This window comes from Brevibacillus parabrevis (assembly GCF_022701015.1).
Taxonomy (GTDB): Bacteria; Bacillota; Bacilli; order Brevibacillales; family Brevibacillaceae; genus Brevibacillus; species Brevibacillus parabrevis.
In genome coordinates this window covers 1,509,359-1,523,866 of record NZ_CP064090.1, presented here as the reverse complement: position 1 = coordinate 1,523,866, position 14,508 = coordinate 1,509,359, and the positions used below count along the sequence as shown (strand labels likewise).

Here is a 14,508-nt window from a genome sequence, read left to right as displayed (position 1 = left end):
TCTCTATCGATTGATCTGCGCGCGCAGATACGCGTCGATAAAAGCGTCGATCTCGCCGTCCATGACAGCCTGAACGTTTCCTACCTCCATGTTCGTCCGGTGGTCTTTTACCAAGCTGTACGGATGGAAAACGTAGGAACGAATCTGGCTTCCCCAGGCGATATCCTTCTGCTCGCCCTGAATCGCAGCCAGCGTCTTTTCCTGCTCCTCCCTCTTTTTTTCAAACAGGCGAGCCGTCAGCATTTTCATCGCCCGCTCCCTGTTTTTGATTTGTGAGCGCTCGGTTTGGCACGTAACCACAATGCCTGACGGCAAGTGGGTAATCCGGACAGCGGAGTCAGTCGTGTTGATGTGCTGACCACCCGCACCACTGGAACGATAGGTGTCGATCTTGAGGTCTTCCGTGCGGATGTCGACTGCATTGTCGTCCTCAATTTCCGGGAGAACGTTGCAGGAAACAAATGATGTATGGCGACGCCCGGAGGCATCAAATGGGGAAATGCGCACGAGACGGTGCACGCCTTTTTCCGATTTCAAATATCCATAAGCGTTGTACCCTTTGATCAGGAGGGTAACGCTTTTGACACCTGCTTCATCCCCTGGCAGATAGTCGAGTGTCTCGACCTTAAAGCCTTTGGCATCCCCCCAACGTGTATACATTCGCAAGAGCATGGATGCCCAATCTTGCGACTCCGTTCCCCCGGCACCAGGATGCAGCTCCAGGATCGCGTTGTTTTTGTCGTATTGATCGCTTAAAAGCAGCTCCAGCTCAAAGCTTTCAAACGACTTTCTCAGCTCCTGGGTACTGTCGTACAAATCCTGGATGAGGGAAGTTTCGCCTTCTTCGATGACGAGTTCCAGCATCAACTGGAGGTCTTCGTATTGGGAATCCAGCTTGCCCATCGTCTCGACAAGACTTTTGATGGCGTTCAGCTCGCTGATTGTTTTTTGCGCAGCCTCGTTGTCGTCCCAGAAGTCTGGAGCAAGCATGCGCTCTTCCAATTCGCCGATCCGCTCTTCCTTTACAGGGAGGTCAAAGAGACCCCCTGATATCCGCTAAACGCTTAGCCATACTGGACATCTCTTGTTTGATGTCCGCAATATCGATCAATGCCATTTTTGCGAGTCACCTTCTCTTTACGTAAGCTAAGTTTATTGTAACGTAATTCGCTAGATCCGCAAACCTGGCAACCTGCCGTGCGTAAAAAGTGTGATTCGCCTTTTGTCTGGCGTGTGCTCTGCTATGTGGCCATCGGCGGTGATGGCGAGGATCTCAAGTCTCGGATTTCATGTGGTTGTTTATTATCCGCCTGCGGCGCCACCACCAATGAGAGATGATCCTTGCGCACCTGTACCGCTCGTTTGCGTATCATTTGTTTGCTTCGTTCTACTCTGCGTTTTCTCTGCCCCGCAGCCACCGGACTTCGCTGGCGTTGATCCAGCATGCCTTTTGGCGGAATGAGCACTCCTTGCGTCCAGTTCGGCTCCGGGATCTCTGCTGTCAGCCGTTCTTCATAGAAGACAGGGTCTTCTGCGGTAAAGACGGCCGGCTCCTCCCCGCGCTCTTCCTTCGCGATCCATTTGACTTTTTTATGTTCTCCCGCTGTTTTCAATACCGCTTTGAGTGTAACCCCGATTCTCTCCATCATGTTTTTCGTCTGTATGCCCATCACGTTGACTGTCGCTTTCATGTCCCATTCCCCCGTCCCCGTGTATTTGGTAAAAGTGTTGTACTTATGATTCTATTGATTTTTCCGAACATTTCCACCTGAATCGTTCGATGACTTTTACCAGTGTTAGACAAATAGACCGACCATAACAGGCGGCGAGGAAAAGATCAGGACGAATAGTGTCTATGCGTCAGGAAACAATTTGCAAATTCGGCTTGTTCGAGCTTTTTGGCGACTACATGCTCTCATTGTGTCGAGATGCCACTTCTTTTGAGCAAAGAAATGAAAAAAGCACCCCTCTCGCAGCAAAATGCGGCTGCAAAGAGGAGTGCTCGATTGACCTACTGTTTTTTGTTTTGACGGCGGCGTTCCTGTTCCTGAGCACGGCGCTGTGCGCGGTTTTTCGGGTCCGCATCGTTGGACTCTTCCGCTTCCGGATTTTCCGAAGGGCCGGAAGTTTGCAGCTGGCTTGGATCAATGCCTTGGCCGCGGATGACGTCCTGGCGCTCCAGGTTTTGGCTCACTTCAGCCTTCATGATGTACATTGCCACCTCTTCCTGTACGGAAGCAAGCATGGCTTGATACATCTCGTAGCCTTCAAACTGGTATTCGCGCAACGGATCGTTTTGCGCATAGGCGCGCAGGTGAATCCCTTGGCGCAGCTGATCCATCGCATCGATATGATCCATCCACTTGCTGTCGACAGCGCGCAGAATGACCACTTTTTCGAACTCGCGCATCATCTCGCCGATTTGAGCTTCGCGCTCTTTGTACTGTTTGTTGACTTCGGCTTTCAAAAGCTCGAGAATTTCTTCTGCTTCTTTGCCTTTCAGCATGGAAACGGTAATGTTCTCTTCGTGCAGGAAGCCGTTGTTCGCCGCATCTGCCAATGCTTGCAGATCCCAATCCTCTGGAACCTCTTCTTTTGGACAATGCTGTTCGACGGCACGCTCCAGCACGCTGTAGATCATATTCAACGCGACATCGCTCAAGTTAGCTTGCTCCAGGATGTCTTTGCGCTGCTTGTAAACAACGAGACGCTGCTGGTTCATCACGTCGTCGTACTGGAGTACGCCTTTACGTGCATCGAAGTTAGAGCCTTCGACACGTTTCTGGGCGGATTCAACCGCGCGAGTCACCAGACGGCTCTCGATCGGCATGTCTTCTTCCATGCCCAAGCGATCCATCATGTTCATGATGTTGTCCGCGCCAAAGCGACGCATCAGCTCATCCTGCATCGACAGGAAGAACTGGGAAGAACCCGGGTCCCCTTGACGTCCGGCACGTCCGCGCAGCTGGTTGTCGATCCGGCGGCTCTCGTGGCGCTCTGTACCGATGATGTGCAGACCGCCCAAGTCCGCTACGCCTTCACCCAACTGGATGTCGGTACCGCGACCGGCCATGTTGGTAGCAATCGTCACTGCCCCGTACTGACCGGCACGAGCGACGATTTCCGCCTCGCGCTCATGGTGCTTCGCATTCAATACGCTGTGCGGAACGCCTTTTTGCTTCAACATATGCGACAGGCGCTCAGAGTTCTCAATGGAAATCGTACCAACGAGAATCGGCTGGCCTTTTTTATGACGCTCGACGATATCGTTTACAACCGCACGATACTTGGCTGCTTCTGTCTTGAACACCAGGTCAGGCATGTCTTGACGAATGACTGGCTTGTTCGTCGGAATGACCACGACATCTAGGCCGTAAATCTTTTTGAACTCTTCTTCCTCGGTTTTGGCCGTACCCGTCATACCTGCCAGCTTCTCGTACATACGGAAGTAGTTTTGCAGCGTAATCGTCGCGAGTGTCATGCTCTCGCTTTGCACGCGCAGCCCTTCCTTGGCTTCGATCGCCTGGTGCAAGCCATCGCTGTAGCGGCGGCCGACCATCAGACGTCCTGTGAACTCGTCGACGATCACAACCTCGCCTTCCTGCACCACATAGTCCACGTCAAGCTTGAACAGCACTTGTGCTTTCAGCGCCGCGGTAATATGGTGGTTCAACGTGATGTGCGCCGTGTCGTACAGGTTGTCGATATTGAAAGCTTGCTCAACCTTGCCTACCCCTTCGTCCGTGAGGTTGACGATTTTCAGCTTTTCATCAATGGTAAAGTCTTTTTCCGGCTCCAGCCGCTTCACAAAATGCGAGCAGATGTAGTACAGCTCAGTCGATTTGTTGGCCGATCCGGAAATAATCAACGGAGTACGCGCCTCGTCGATCAGGATGCTGTCCACCTCGTCAATGATGGCAAAAAAGAGCGGACGTTGCACCATCTGTTCTTTGTACAGAACCATGTTGTCCCGCAAATAGTCAAAACCGAACTCGTTGTTCGTACCGTACGTAATATCACAAGCGTAAGCTTCCCGCTTTTCTTCCGGGCTCAGTCCGTTTTTGTTCAGACCGACTGTCAGCCCCAGGAAGTTGTAGAGCTGACCCATGATCCGCGAGTCGCGCTCTGCCAAGTATTCGTTCACAGTTACGACGTGAACGCCTTTGCCGAGCAAAGCATTGAGGTACGTTGCCAGGGTGGCAACCAATGTTTTCCCCTCACCGGTTTTCATCTCGGAGATACGGCCTTCTTGCAGCACCATACCACCAATCAGCTGAACATCGAAGTGACGCATGCCCAAAACCCGCTTGGATGCTTCGCGGACAACAGCAAATGCTTCATTCAAAATTTTGTCGAGCGGCTCTCCCTGAGCAAGTCTCGCTTTAAATTCCGCTGTTTTTTCCCGCAGCTGGTCATCGGAAAGCGCAGATACAGTTGATTCCAGCGCATTGATTGCTTCCACGCGCTTGAACATTTTTTTTACTTCACGTTCGTTGCTGTCGCCAAATATCTTTTTAACGAGTCCTAACATGAGGACACCCCTTCCATATGCTTCCGAACAAACATATCGTATGATTTGGCCTAAGCCTGAAATAAAATAAGATCGATTCTACGAAAATAAGACTTTCTAAAAAGCTATTTTAACAAATAGAAGCTCATATACACAAGTAAAGGGAGTTGCCAAAAGCAACTCCCTAGTCTTATACGAGTAACAAGGTGTAAAGTTTCGTTATTTCGGTTCAATTAATCCATAGCGCCCGTCGTTGCGGCGGTACACCACGCTGACATCGTTGGTGTCGCTATTTTGGAAAACGAAGAAGCTGTGTCCCAGCATATCCATCTGCATGACGGCTTCCTGCGCATCCATCGGTTTTAAGTCGAAACGTTTTGTTCTGACAATATCGATATCAACATCTTCCTCATCGACATCTGGTATTATCACAGCTACGGATTGACTGTCGCGCTGGCCTACTTTCGCAGCGGAATCAACTCGCAGCTTGCGCATCAATTTCGTTTTGTGCTTGCGAACTTGACGCTCGAGCTTTTCTGCCACCAGATCAATAGCGGCATACATATCCTCGTGTGTTTCTTCTGCTCGGATAATGACCCCGGCAAGCGGGATAGTTACCTCGATCGTGCCTTCTCCGCGATGTACATGCATGGTAACTTGTACATCGGCAGGCGTTGTTTCGAAATATTTTTCGAGACGGCCGACTTTCTTTTCCACATACTCTCTCAGTGCTGCGGTGACTTGAATGTTTTCTCCACGAATGTTAAATTTCATGGTTCCAACCTCCTTCCGTCTATATATAGGTATTCGGCACCCCTGTAAATAATCCTGCTCCAATCTCAAAAAAATCTTAGTGAAAATTTTACAATCCGGCAACAGTCGACAGAATTTTACCAATACTTACTAGATGCCCTATGCTATAATAGAAGGGTAATCACTCTATCCTATATATCGCGGTCGTCATCGCACTGGAGGAATCCTCATGGCAGAGGTGAAACCTTCTCATTCCATTATTGGCACAACGCTCGCGCAAGACGTCTACAATGAGTACGGCCTGCTTCTTTTGCCCGCCGGAGCTGTCCTTCACATGAGTGACATTCGCCTTTTGGAAGCGCATCAAATCCAGTCGGTGCATGTCGCTTCTGAACAGGAAACTCCTGAGGTGCCGTTGCCCATGCTGCATTGGAACGAGGCACAGGCTGCCCGTGAGTACATTGCAGCAGTCAAGCAAACCGAGCATTTATTCAAACAGATCGCTACAGGTTCTGTTCCTCCCTTGCAGCAGTTCAACAGCACGTTTTATCCGCTGCTGGATCAGGTTCTCCAGCAAATGGGCTTTCTTCGGTTCATCTACATCAAAGAAGGGACGGAAGACTACACGTACCGCCATTCTCTTCATGTAGGAATCGTGGCTGCCCTGATAGGAAAAATTTTAGGACGACCCCAGGAGGAAATCTATCGCCTGGGACAAGCAGGTCTTTTGCACGACGTCGGGAAAATGATGATCCCGGATGAGATTTTAGCCAAGCCAGACCGCTTGACCGATGAAGAGTATGAGATCATGAAACGCCACACCATCTACGGCAATGAGCTGCTCCTATCGATGGAAGACGCTGACGAATGGATTGCCAGATGCGCCTTGATGCACCATGAGCGTCTCGATGGCAGCGGCTATCCACTCGGCCGCAAAAAGAAAGACATCCCCTTTGAGTGCCAGATCATCAGCGTGGCAGACGTTTTTGATGCCATATGTACGGATCGCGTCTATCGTCGCGGCACCTCTCCTTTTCAGGCTGCCAACGTCCTGTGGGAACTGGCATGCCAGGGCAAGTTGAATCCGCTGATCGTCTCCCGCTTTATCCAGTACATCATTTTGCTGTATGTCGGCTCCCAGGCTTTGCTCAACAATGGCGACCACGTCGAAATCATCATGATTCATACGGATGAACCCATGCGTCCACTCGTTCGCAGAGGAGACGAATTTGTGGATTTGCGCGATTATCGGGAGCTATTCATTACGAGAATGATCAGCTGAACTACAGCTGCCTTACTAAAAATCCCCCTGAGCCGGTAGCGCGGCCAGGGGGATTTGCTGTCATCGATATGTTTTACAGTTTGACGACGTTCGCTGCCTGTGGCCCGCGGTCGCCCTCCACGATATCAAATTCCACAGCTTGTCCTTCTTCCAGTGTGCGAAATCCATCCGTTTGAATGGCCGAGAAGTGGACGAATACATCATCGCCATTTTCCCGCTCGATAAAACCGAATCCTTTTTCTGCGTTAAACCATTTAACTTTGCCTTGCATGAAACAGCACAACCCTTTCTTTTGTAAAAATTTGGATAAAAATCCTTTGTGTACAACCATAGTCTCCCCAATTCGAGGAAACGCATTCTTCTATCTCGTAGAATATTTTTTCTCCAGGCCGCGCACGACGACCCGTGACAAAAACAGTGTCAGCACCAGGTAGACGGCTGCCTCCGTCAAGTAAGGAGGGTAGCGCTCAAATGTGCTCTTCGCCACGTTCATGGCGGCGTAGTTCAACTCTGGGGTCGCGATTACCGCACAAAGGGACGAATCCTTCAAGAGGGCAATAAATTCGTTCCCGATCGCCGGCAGCATGCGCGTAAACGCCTGTGGCAATACAATCAGGCGCATCGCCAGCCCCTTTGTCATCCCCAGCGAGCGCGCCGCTTCCATCTGCCCTGGATCGATCGATTGAATCCCCGCCCGAAAAATCTCGGCGATGTACGCAGCAGCATTGAGCGACAACGCTACAAAACCGGAATATATCGCTTCAGGACTGTTCTCTCCCGGAAAAAACAACGCCCATATCGACGGAATGACGGCGAAGTGGATCAGCAAAATTTGCACCAGCATCGGCGTTCCCCGAAACAACTCTACATAAATGGAGCATGTCCACCGCCAAAAGCGGTTGGTCGACATTTTGCCCAAGCTGATAAACAGCCCGAGGAAAGTCCCGCAAACGGTAGCTACTGCCGTCAGTAAAATCGTATTGATAATGCCGCGGATAAACAGTTCCCTGTACTCATAGATGACGCTCCAGTCCAATGGCAAGTCCTCCCTTCCTGTGTGTCAGCACTGGAGTTCACAAACACCGGGCGCGTCCTCGCGGCGCACCCGGCTTGTTGTCGCTGACTACTTGCTGCCGAAATACTGGGTATAAATTTCTTGGAGCTTGCCATTTTCCTTGATTTTCTTCAGGCCGTCGTTGATTTTGTTCAGAGCGTCTGTGTTTCCTTTTTTGACCATGATGCCGTAAAATTCTTTTTCAAAAGAGTCGTCCTTGATCAGTTTGAATTTCTTGTCTTTGATTTTATTTACGTAATATTGCAGTACGCCATTATCACCTACAACTGCATCGACACGGCCATTGAAGAAGTCGTCCACAGACGAAGGCATGTCGTCATAGCCTTTCAAGCCTTCATACGTATCGCCAAACGCCTTTTTGACCACCTCTTCCCCTGTAGTGGCAGCTTGTACCCCGATCTTTTTGCCTTTCAGATCAGCCAGCTTGCTGACAGGGGAGTCTTCTGCGACCAAAATCAATTGATTCGCCTCGAAGTACGAATCCGAGAAGTCGTATTTCTCCTTGCGCTTGTCCGTGATCGTGATGGACGATATCCCGATGTCCACCGTGCCTTTGTCCAGGCCGTCAAACAGCGGGTCCCAGCCTGTGTTTTTCCACTCGATCTTGAATCCTCCCGCTTCCGCAATCGCATTCATCACATCGATGTCATGCCCGCTGATCTTGTCAGCCTCAAGCATTTGGAATGGCGGGTAAGCCGCATCCGTTCCGACCACGTATACTTTGTCCTGGGAACCGCCACCGCTCGTACCGCTTCCCGAAGACTGCTGGCCTCCCGAACCACAGGCAGAGACCAAAAGCCCCACACCTGCTACCAGCACAAGAGACTTGAACCACTTTTTCCCGAAACCCATTCGAAATCCCCCTTGTTTCTCTCTGTATAGCATACTTTTCCCCAGCACTGTCCACATGGAAATCGTGTGTTTTTTGCGTTCTCCACAAAGTTATCCACATTATCCACATAGCGTTGTGCACAAGCTGGGTATAACTATTTTCCTGCTTGTTCTGCGGCCCTGGTACTATGGTTACGGAAGCGATAGGAGAGATAGAACCGGAGCTGGCAACAAATGGTCAAGACCGTTTGGTTGGCCGCAAAGCGACATATCCGCTTTCATGAAAACCGCCGAGACGTTTTTCACAAGAAAAAACAGGATTCGTATACACCGGATATACTTCTATCCTGTATATAAAAATCCTGCCTAAAAACATTAATTTATCAGAAAAATACGAATTATTCTTTTTCCGCCAAAATAATAATCTCCACTCGCCGGTTGCGCGCGCGGTTCTCATCGTTGGAATTATCCACGAGCGGCTTGTATTCTCCCAATCCCGCGACCGTAAAGCGCGATGCCGGCAAGGAATATGCATCAACCATTTCCCGCATTACTGCAATGGCGCGGGCAGAGGACAGCTCCCAGTTGGATTTGAATGAACTGCGCGAGATCGGCACATCGTCCGTGTAGCCCTCAATCCGCACTTTGTGCTCATAGCGCTGCAACACCTGGGCTACGGTGCCTACGACCTCTTTCCCCTGCTCCTGAAGATCAGCAGAGCCGCTGCCGAACAAAATTTTCTCCGGAAGCCGGATACGCAATCCCTCTTCGGTCTCCTCATAGTCCAGATTCAGTTCCGCCAGAGCAGAGGAGAGCTGGTTGTGCACCGTCTCCATATCGCGTTCACCCGAGTCTGGCATGCCAACAGGCGGCTTAGGCAAGTTCGCCATTTCTTGCTCCTGCGAGCCTTTCTCGTCAATCGTGCCTGTGAGCACCTTCTTTTGCCCCTCCAGCTGATGAATCTCGCGCTCCAGCTCGAGCTTTTGCAAATTCAACAGATCAAGGCTTTGATGCACCTGCTTAAGATTGGCCTCGTGCTCCACCTGCTCCTTTTTGGCAGCCTCGCGCTCGGTCTGAATCCTGGTCAACTGCGTCGCTGCGATGATGATCACGATGACAAACAACAGCGTAATCAAGTCACTGTAGCTGATCAGCCAGCTTTTCTCCAGCTCCTTCTCGTCGTACAACCGATCGTCATGCATAGCGATCCTGCCTTTCAATCGTGCCCTTCATGCTGCCAGGCTCCTTGACGAGCACCAGCTTCTGGTCGCCAGGCAAAAACGAATTGAGCTTCTCAAACAACAGGCGCGGCGTCTCCATCCGCTGCAATCCAACACAGCCTTCGATGTAGAGCCGTTTTTCAAACATTTCCCGGTCATACAAGTCCATCATCCGGTAGTAACACGGCAGAGCGAACAAATTCGCAAGGAGCGCGCCATAGAGCGTGGCGACCACCGCTGCGCTCAGACTGTGCCCAGTGAGCGCCATGTCTTCGAGCGACTTCAATACCCCTGTCATCCCGAGCAGCGTCCCTACCAGCCCCATCCCTGGCGCCAGCAAACTGATCAGCCGGAAGAAGCCAGCTGCCTGCTGATAGCGATACTGCTCGCCCTTCAGCTCGTTTTCCAGAATCATTCGCAGCTCTTCTTCTGGCACACCCTCTACCGCCAGCAGGCTGCCGCGCTGCACGAACGAATCTTTCTCCTGGTGCAGCTCGCGTTCGAGCGCGATATATCCCTGTTCTTTTTGAACGAGCGCGTAATAGTAGAAGCGCTTGATCGTTTCCTCTACGTTGCTGTCCCTGCCGTGAATCAAAAGGCGGACGATTTTTTTTACATCAAGATGCTTGCGCTTGATCGCGTACGACACAACCACGGAGAGCGCGACCAGTTCAATCGCTGTCACGTTCAGCAAATCACCGAGGTTGCCGTTCAAGTAAACCGCGTGTATGAAAATGAGGAGGACGGCTCCGATCAAGACGAGTGAGCGGCGTTTTGTGGACAATGGTGTCACCTTCCTAGTTTTAAAACAGATCACTTTAAATTATAGCAGATAGAGAATGCTCAAAAGACAGACAAATGATTGTAATGAAAGTAACGTTAAAAAATGTCGATAATTAAAAGGTAAGGAAATTTTTGAAAAGAGGTGACCATCTGTGAATGCTATCCAACTGCAACAAGCAGTTAGCATTAGTGTAACCAATCAAGTACAAGAGACGATGCAAGCACAAGCTTCTATCATGCTGGAGGGATTGGCCCAGACCCAGAACAACGTTCAAGTGGCTCAGGCAAGTCATCCTACTCTTGGGAAAGCCATCGATATTCGCGTATAAGATTCGGAAAAGAAAAAGGCCGGTTACCCGGCCTTTTTTTATTTTTTTCGATCGAAAAAAGCCCCGTAACCGTTTGGACCTGCCTCGTTGTAAGAATTCATGGCGAGCTTGCTGCGGTGGAGGTTGTTTAACTGTTGTTGTACGCCTTGTTTACAACCTTCTATCAAAGGAATCAGCCGTTGATTTACTTCATAGATTTGAGTCAATTGAACGCGTTGAGCTTCTGTCAGCACTGATCCAGCACTGAATCTCTCCTGCATTTGATGGATTAACTCTTCACGCTCATCCAAAATTGCCAGCCAATCATCCGGATTCGACTCCTTTACTGCCACAGCTTGCTCCAGACGTTGTGTCGCTTCATGCAAGCTTTCCAAGAGAGTAGCCATCATCTTGTCCATCATGTGCACCTTATCCTTGTTTCTTGGCCAATTGCATGGCTTCTTTCCACGTATCACGGAATTGAACAAACAATTCTTCTACTTCACTTAGAATCGCTATATCTTTGCGCATGTTTGCTTGAATAGTACGTTGGAGCATATACTCGTAAAGTTTGACAAATTCTTTGGAAATAGGATAATCGTTGTTCAAGGTGGACATAAGCTCATACAAGATGTTTTGCACTTTCAGAGAGGCCTCATGAGCCTTGGTTACATTTTTTTCTTCGATGGCATTTTTGGCTTGTTTAATGAACTTAAGCGCACCGTTGTATAACATCAATGTCAAATCTGCAGGAGTAGCGGTCGTTACCTGATTGGATTGGTATGTCTGAGCAGCGTTCTGCAACATCTGCATCACTCCTTTTTAGCTCTTGCCTAGCATTTGGGCGAACCAAGAGCCTTGAGATTGGGCTTGGGACATCGCTTTTTCCATTGCTGAAAATTGTTTCCAGTAACGATCTTCGATAACTTTCAGCCGGTCTTCCCAGCGAGAAATATCATCATCTGTTTGCTGGATTTTCTTGCTCAAAACGCTATTATCCGCGATTGTGCCTGCTGCACCAGCTTCTTTCGTAATTTTGTCCATGACTTGATTCAATTGACTATACAGACGTTCTGCTACGCCACTTTCATTGTATTTCTTTCCGAGATCGGTTTTCTCATCGCTATAATTGGTGAAAAGCTTCAGAACATCATCGCCATTATTTCGAATCGCTTCACGAAGTTTAGTCTCGTCGAGGTATAGCTTACCATTTTCCAAATAGGCATTTTTACCGCTAGGAGCACCTGTAATTCCAATTTCGGAAAGAGTATCGAATGCTTTATTGATACCTGTTGCTTGCAAAGGCGTGCTTATGGCGCGGCGCAGTTCGTTCAATCCGCTCGACAGAATAGGATCCCTTAACAAAATTCCGCTCTTGGCCATAGCCTCCAGTTTCTCTGCGGTTTTTTCCGGGAGTTCTTCTTTTTCTTCGTCAAGCAACGGTTGGTAGCCTTTATTTTTCGGTTCAGAGATTTTCTTGTTGATCGTTTCAATGACCGCATTATATTTATCGACAAAATCTTTTACCATGTTGTAAACGGCATCTTCGTCAGTCTTGGTGCTAACGACTACTGGACCACCTGCGCTTGCCTGTTTTAACGTGATCTCCATACCGTCAAAAGAAATCGTGTTTGTAGGTGAGGTATATTCTACCCCGTTAATTTTAAATTTTGCCTCTTCTCCTGCTGTTCCGGCAGTGGAAGTCTTAACAGCGGTATCGATATCTAAGTTGTTGCTGGCAGAAGCCTGTACCTGGAATGTTTTTCCGTCCTCTGAGGTCATTACTAACTTATTGTTAAATACACTAGCTTTTACACCAGCATTTGCACTGTTAATTTTGTTCACAATCGCCTCTAAAGAATCATTGGCTCCTGCAACTGAAATTGTCACTCCTGTAGCGTCCGATCCATTAATGCTACCATCACCGTTCGTATCCTTGCTAATGGTAAAAGTAAAATCGGATCCCCCAACAGCAGCCTTTGAATCAGTCACCGAGGTATTGAACTCAGCAGTAGGTGGAGTCCCTGCTTTCGCCAACTTGGTAACCTCAACAGTGTAAGATGACAAGGAAGGCTTGCCTACCACTTTGGCAGAGGCAATGCTTTCGTTCTCTGAAGCAGCTATCTTTTTGTTAAAACTACTCGCCATGCGAAGACCCTTAATCGTGTTTTGCAAGTCAACCAGAATACTGTTCATATCCCGGTAAGCGTCGCGTTTCCACTCAGTGCTATACTTGTTCCGCTGCAAGCGATTAACAGGTTCACGCTGTGCTTTCATCAGATCCTTGATAATTTTCTCCGTGTCCATTCCAGAAGCCATACCACTAATTCGAATACCCATCTTTATACCTCCTATCTCTTCTCGTCAACAAGCAGTCCGATCATTTCGTGCATTTTGGCAGCCATATCCATCATTTTCTTTGAAGGTATTTCTCGTATGACTTCATTCGTCTGATCGTTAATAATCTGTACATAATACTCGTTTAGTTCTTCATGGAGGGTAAATTTCACATGCGAGCTGGTAGTTTGCAGCCACTTGTTGATGCCCGCTAACTCCTGCTCAATTTCTCGCTTCGTTTCTACTCGCTCTTGAAGTGGTGCCTGCTTTTCCACTGGCGGATTTTGACTCTGGTTTAACTCTGTGAATGGCTTTGCTTTTCCATAATTGTGAATTGAACCGACATCCATTCCTGATCCTCCTCAAGAATCATTTCTTATGTTAGTTATCGGTTTTTTCACGATAAAGCTTTACTTTCTCTTCGTGCTTTCTACCCAGTACTATTGTTCAATTTCTCGACTAAAGACATTGTATGTACTGCATCATGGATAGACATACTTCCCTCGTAAGTAGCATCTGTTCGATTACTGCTCACGTTGGTAACAAAATACTTAAGTTGTGCAGCGAATCCCGGCTTCGCACCGACATCAGCCTCATCCGGAAGTAATCGATAAGGCTCGCGATTTCGAAAGAAAACAACCGCTTCCTCTAAGTTTGTAAATTGAATCTTACCGTCAGGGATGTAAAGCTCGTAATTCCAATTCCCCAATGCATGCCAATACGCCTGAAAAGTAATCGGTACATCTGTTTGTGATACAATCAGGGCTGCATATCGATGATTCAATGGCTCTGCCTTTAGCGGATTTTGAAACGTATTTACCGCTTTTGTCTCGCCACAATAGTATCGAATTAAGTCAATGCAATGGATACTGTTTCCGGTAAAGAGCATTTCTAATTTTTCCTCTGGATAATTCGCTTCTCGGAGAGTCCGGTACCGCTCAAATACGTCCATCCTCATCCCAAGCAGCCCTCCCATTTCATCAATTAGCAGCTTCGCTTGGCGAACCACGCTGTAAAATCGACGGTTAAAGGCTACCATCACACTGGTTTTAAACTGTCTGGACATCTCTGATAGATGATTGGCTTGCTGTTTCGTTAGTCCGGGCGGCTTCTCTAATAGCACTGGTATTCGGTATGGGATTAATTCAAGTGCAATATCATAGATTGCTGTAGCTGGAACCGCAACTACGATACCGTCCAACTTTTCAAAAGAAAGCATGTCAGAAATGCTCGTATACGTCCGAGGTATGTTTAAATCGCACCGCGCCCTTTGGTTACCAATCTCGGTACGATTTACCGCCGCTACAACTTGAATCTTCTCGTCATGGTTCTCGTTTAGCCAATTGATTGCTTGAATATAAGAAGGAGCAATCGTCCCCGTTCCAATTATGCCCAGAGAAATCATCGAA

Annotated in this window: 16 protein-coding genes; 2 read left to right on the top strand and 14 right to left on the bottom strand. The window is 48.6% G+C overall.

The annotated features are described in order from the left end of the window. Positions 1 to 3: 3 nt before the first annotated feature. The 4 genes from prfB to hpf form a co-directional block, all read right to left on the bottom strand. Positions 4 to 1,117, bottom strand: a protein-coding gene (gene prfB / locus IRJ17_RS07270) for a peptide chain release factor 2 (protein WP_122966089.1) whose coding sequence is annotated in 2 segments (ribosomal slippage) — positions 4 to 1,035 and positions 1,037 to 1,117 — 1,113 coding nt in all. Because the reading frame shifts where the segments join, the coding sequence is not laid out codon by codon here. A 124-nt stretch (positions 1,118 to 1,241) separates the two neighbouring features. Further along, complete coding sequence (locus IRJ17_RS07265) at positions 1,242 to 1,691, bottom strand: hypothetical protein (protein ID WP_063229281.1); 450 nt, start codon at positions 1,689 to 1,691, stop codon at positions 1,242 to 1,244. Between the two features lie 320 nt (positions 1,692 to 2,011). Beyond that, entirely contained in the window at positions 2,012 to 4,531 is a 2,520-nt protein-coding gene (gene secA, locus IRJ17_RS07260; RefSeq protein ID WP_122966088.1) for a preprotein translocase subunit SecA, read from the bottom strand. Between the two features lie 198 nt (positions 4,532 to 4,729). Further along, positions 4,730 to 5,284 (bottom strand): ribosome hibernation-promoting factor, HPF/YfiA family, encoded by a 555-nt coding sequence (hpf, locus tag IRJ17_RS07255; RefSeq protein ID WP_122966087.1) that lies wholly within the window; start codon positions 5,282 to 5,284, stop codon positions 4,730 to 4,732. A 208-nt stretch (positions 5,285 to 5,492) separates the two neighbouring features. On the opposite strand from hpf, the gene IRJ17_RS07250 reads away from it, so the two are divergent. Then, positions 5,493 to 6,545 carry an HD-GYP domain-containing protein gene (locus tag IRJ17_RS07250; protein WP_217022142.1) on the top strand — a complete coding sequence of 351 codons (1,053 nt, stop codon included), beginning with the start codon at positions 5,493 to 5,495 and terminating at the stop codon, positions 6,543 to 6,545. Between the two features lie 73 nt (positions 6,546 to 6,618). Here the strand turns inward: IRJ17_RS07250 and IRJ17_RS07245 are convergent, their stop codons facing one another. The 5 genes from IRJ17_RS07245 to IRJ17_RS07225 form a co-directional block, all read right to left on the bottom strand. Further along, complete coding sequence (locus IRJ17_RS07245; protein ID WP_063229318.1) at positions 6,619 to 6,816, bottom strand: cold shock domain-containing protein; 198 nt, start codon at positions 6,814 to 6,816, stop codon at positions 6,619 to 6,621. 90 nt (positions 6,817 to 6,906) lie between these two features. Then, a complete protein-coding gene (locus IRJ17_RS07240) occupies positions 6,907 to 7,581 on the bottom strand; it encodes an amino acid ABC transporter permease (RefSeq protein ID WP_063229277.1) in 675 nt (224 codons plus the stop codon). 87 nt (positions 7,582 to 7,668) lie between these two features. Beyond that, positions 7,669 to 8,472, bottom strand: a complete 804-nt coding sequence (locus tag IRJ17_RS07235; protein WP_063229276.1) for a basic amino acid ABC transporter substrate-binding protein — start codon at positions 8,470 to 8,472, stop codon at positions 7,669 to 7,671. Positions 8,473 to 8,849: 377 nt separating this feature from the next. After that, a complete protein-coding gene (locus IRJ17_RS07230) occupies positions 8,850 to 9,653 on the bottom strand; it encodes an OmpA family protein (RefSeq protein WP_173599937.1) in 804 nt (267 codons plus the stop codon). Continuing rightward, entirely contained in the window at positions 9,646 to 10,455 is an 810-nt protein-coding gene (locus IRJ17_RS07225; RefSeq protein ID WP_122966083.1) for a motility protein A, read from the bottom strand. The genes IRJ17_RS07230 and IRJ17_RS07225 overlap by 8 nt, the downstream gene beginning before the upstream one ends. Positions 10,456 to 10,606: 151 nt before the next feature. Between IRJ17_RS07225 and IRJ17_RS07220 the strand changes: the two genes are divergently transcribed. Next, complete coding sequence (locus IRJ17_RS07220) at positions 10,607 to 10,783, top strand: putative motility protein (protein ID WP_173599936.1); 177 nt, start codon at positions 10,607 to 10,609, stop codon at positions 10,781 to 10,783. 38 nt (positions 10,784 to 10,821) lie between these two features. On the opposite strand, the gene fliT is transcribed toward IRJ17_RS07220, so the two are convergent. The 5 genes from fliT to IRJ17_RS07195 form a co-directional block, all read right to left on the bottom strand. Beyond that, complete coding sequence (gene fliT, locus IRJ17_RS07215) at positions 10,822 to 11,184, bottom strand: flagellar protein FliT (protein ID WP_242774005.1); 363 nt, start codon at positions 11,182 to 11,184, stop codon at positions 10,822 to 10,824. A 7-nt stretch (positions 11,185 to 11,191) separates the two neighbouring features. Continuing rightward, positions 11,192 to 11,569: a flagellar export chaperone FliS gene (gene fliS, locus IRJ17_RS07210; RefSeq protein ID WP_242774003.1), complete on the bottom strand. Its 378-nt coding sequence runs from the start codon at positions 11,567 to 11,569 to the stop codon at positions 11,192 to 11,194. Between the two features lie 15 nt (positions 11,570 to 11,584). Next, positions 11,585 to 13,102: a flagellar filament capping protein FliD gene (gene fliD, locus IRJ17_RS07205; RefSeq protein ID WP_173596420.1), complete on the bottom strand. Its 1,518-nt coding sequence runs from the start codon at positions 13,100 to 13,102 to the stop codon at positions 11,585 to 11,587. A gap of 11 nt (positions 13,103 to 13,113) precedes the next feature. Beyond that, the gene (gene flaG / locus IRJ17_RS07200; protein WP_173596419.1) at positions 13,114 to 13,449 is read right to left on the bottom strand and encodes a flagellar protein FlaG; all 336 of its coding nucleotides are present in this window, start codon (positions 13,447 to 13,449) and stop codon (positions 13,114 to 13,116) included. 80 nt (positions 13,450 to 13,529) lie between these two features. Further along, positions 13,530 to 14,504 (bottom strand): Gfo/Idh/MocA family protein, encoded by a 975-nt coding sequence (locus tag IRJ17_RS07195; protein ID WP_173596418.1) that lies wholly within the window; start codon positions 14,502 to 14,504, stop codon positions 13,530 to 13,532. Positions 14,505 to 14,508 lie beyond the last annotated feature (4 nt).

What these genes read in the sequence shown, in the direction of transcription:
- IRJ17_RS07195 (WP_173596418.1), bottom strand. Translation starts at nt 14,504, where the DNA reads ATGATTTCTCTGGGCATAATTGGAACGGGGACGATTGCTCCTTCTTAT.
- flaG (WP_173596419.1), bottom strand. Translation starts at nt 13,449, where the DNA reads ATGGATGTCGGTTCAATTCACAATTATGGAAAAGCAAAGCCATTCACA.
- fliD (WP_173596420.1), bottom strand. Translation starts at nt 13,102, where the DNA reads ATGGGTATTCGAATTAGTGGTATGGCTTCTGGAATGGACACGGAGAAA.
- IRJ17_RS07235 (WP_063229276.1), bottom strand. Translation starts at nt 8,472, where the DNA reads ATGGGTTTCGGGAAAAAGTGGTTCAAGTCTCTTGTGCTGGTAGCAGGT.
- IRJ17_RS07245 (WP_063229318.1), bottom strand. Translation starts at nt 6,816, where the DNA reads ATGCAAGGCAAAGTTAAATGGTTTAACGCAGAAAAAGGATTCGGTTTT.
- fliS (WP_242774003.1), bottom strand. Translation starts at nt 11,569, where the DNA reads ATGTTGCAGAACGCTGCTCAGACATACCAATCCAATCAGGTAACGACC.
- IRJ17_RS07265 (WP_063229281.1), bottom strand. Translation starts at nt 1,691, where the DNA reads ATGAAAGCGACAGTCAACGTGATGGGCATACAGACGAAAAACATGATG.
- secA (WP_122966088.1), bottom strand. Translation starts at nt 4,531, where the DNA reads ATGTTAGGACTCGTTAAAAAGATATTTGGCGACAGCAACGAACGTGAA.
- IRJ17_RS07250 (WP_217022142.1), top strand. Translation starts at nt 5,493, where the DNA reads ATGGCAGAGGTGAAACCTTCTCATTCCATTATTGGCACAACGCTCGCG.
- IRJ17_RS07230 (WP_173599937.1), bottom strand. Translation starts at nt 9,653, where the DNA reads ATGCATGACGATCGGTTGTACGACGAGAAGGAGCTGGAGAAAAGCTGG.
- hpf (WP_122966087.1), bottom strand. Translation starts at nt 5,284, where the DNA reads ATGAAATTTAACATTCGTGGAGAAAACATTCAAGTCACCGCAGCACTG.
- fliT (WP_242774005.1), bottom strand. Translation starts at nt 11,184, where the DNA reads ATGATGGACAAGATGATGGCTACTCTCTTGGAAAGCTTGCATGAAGCG.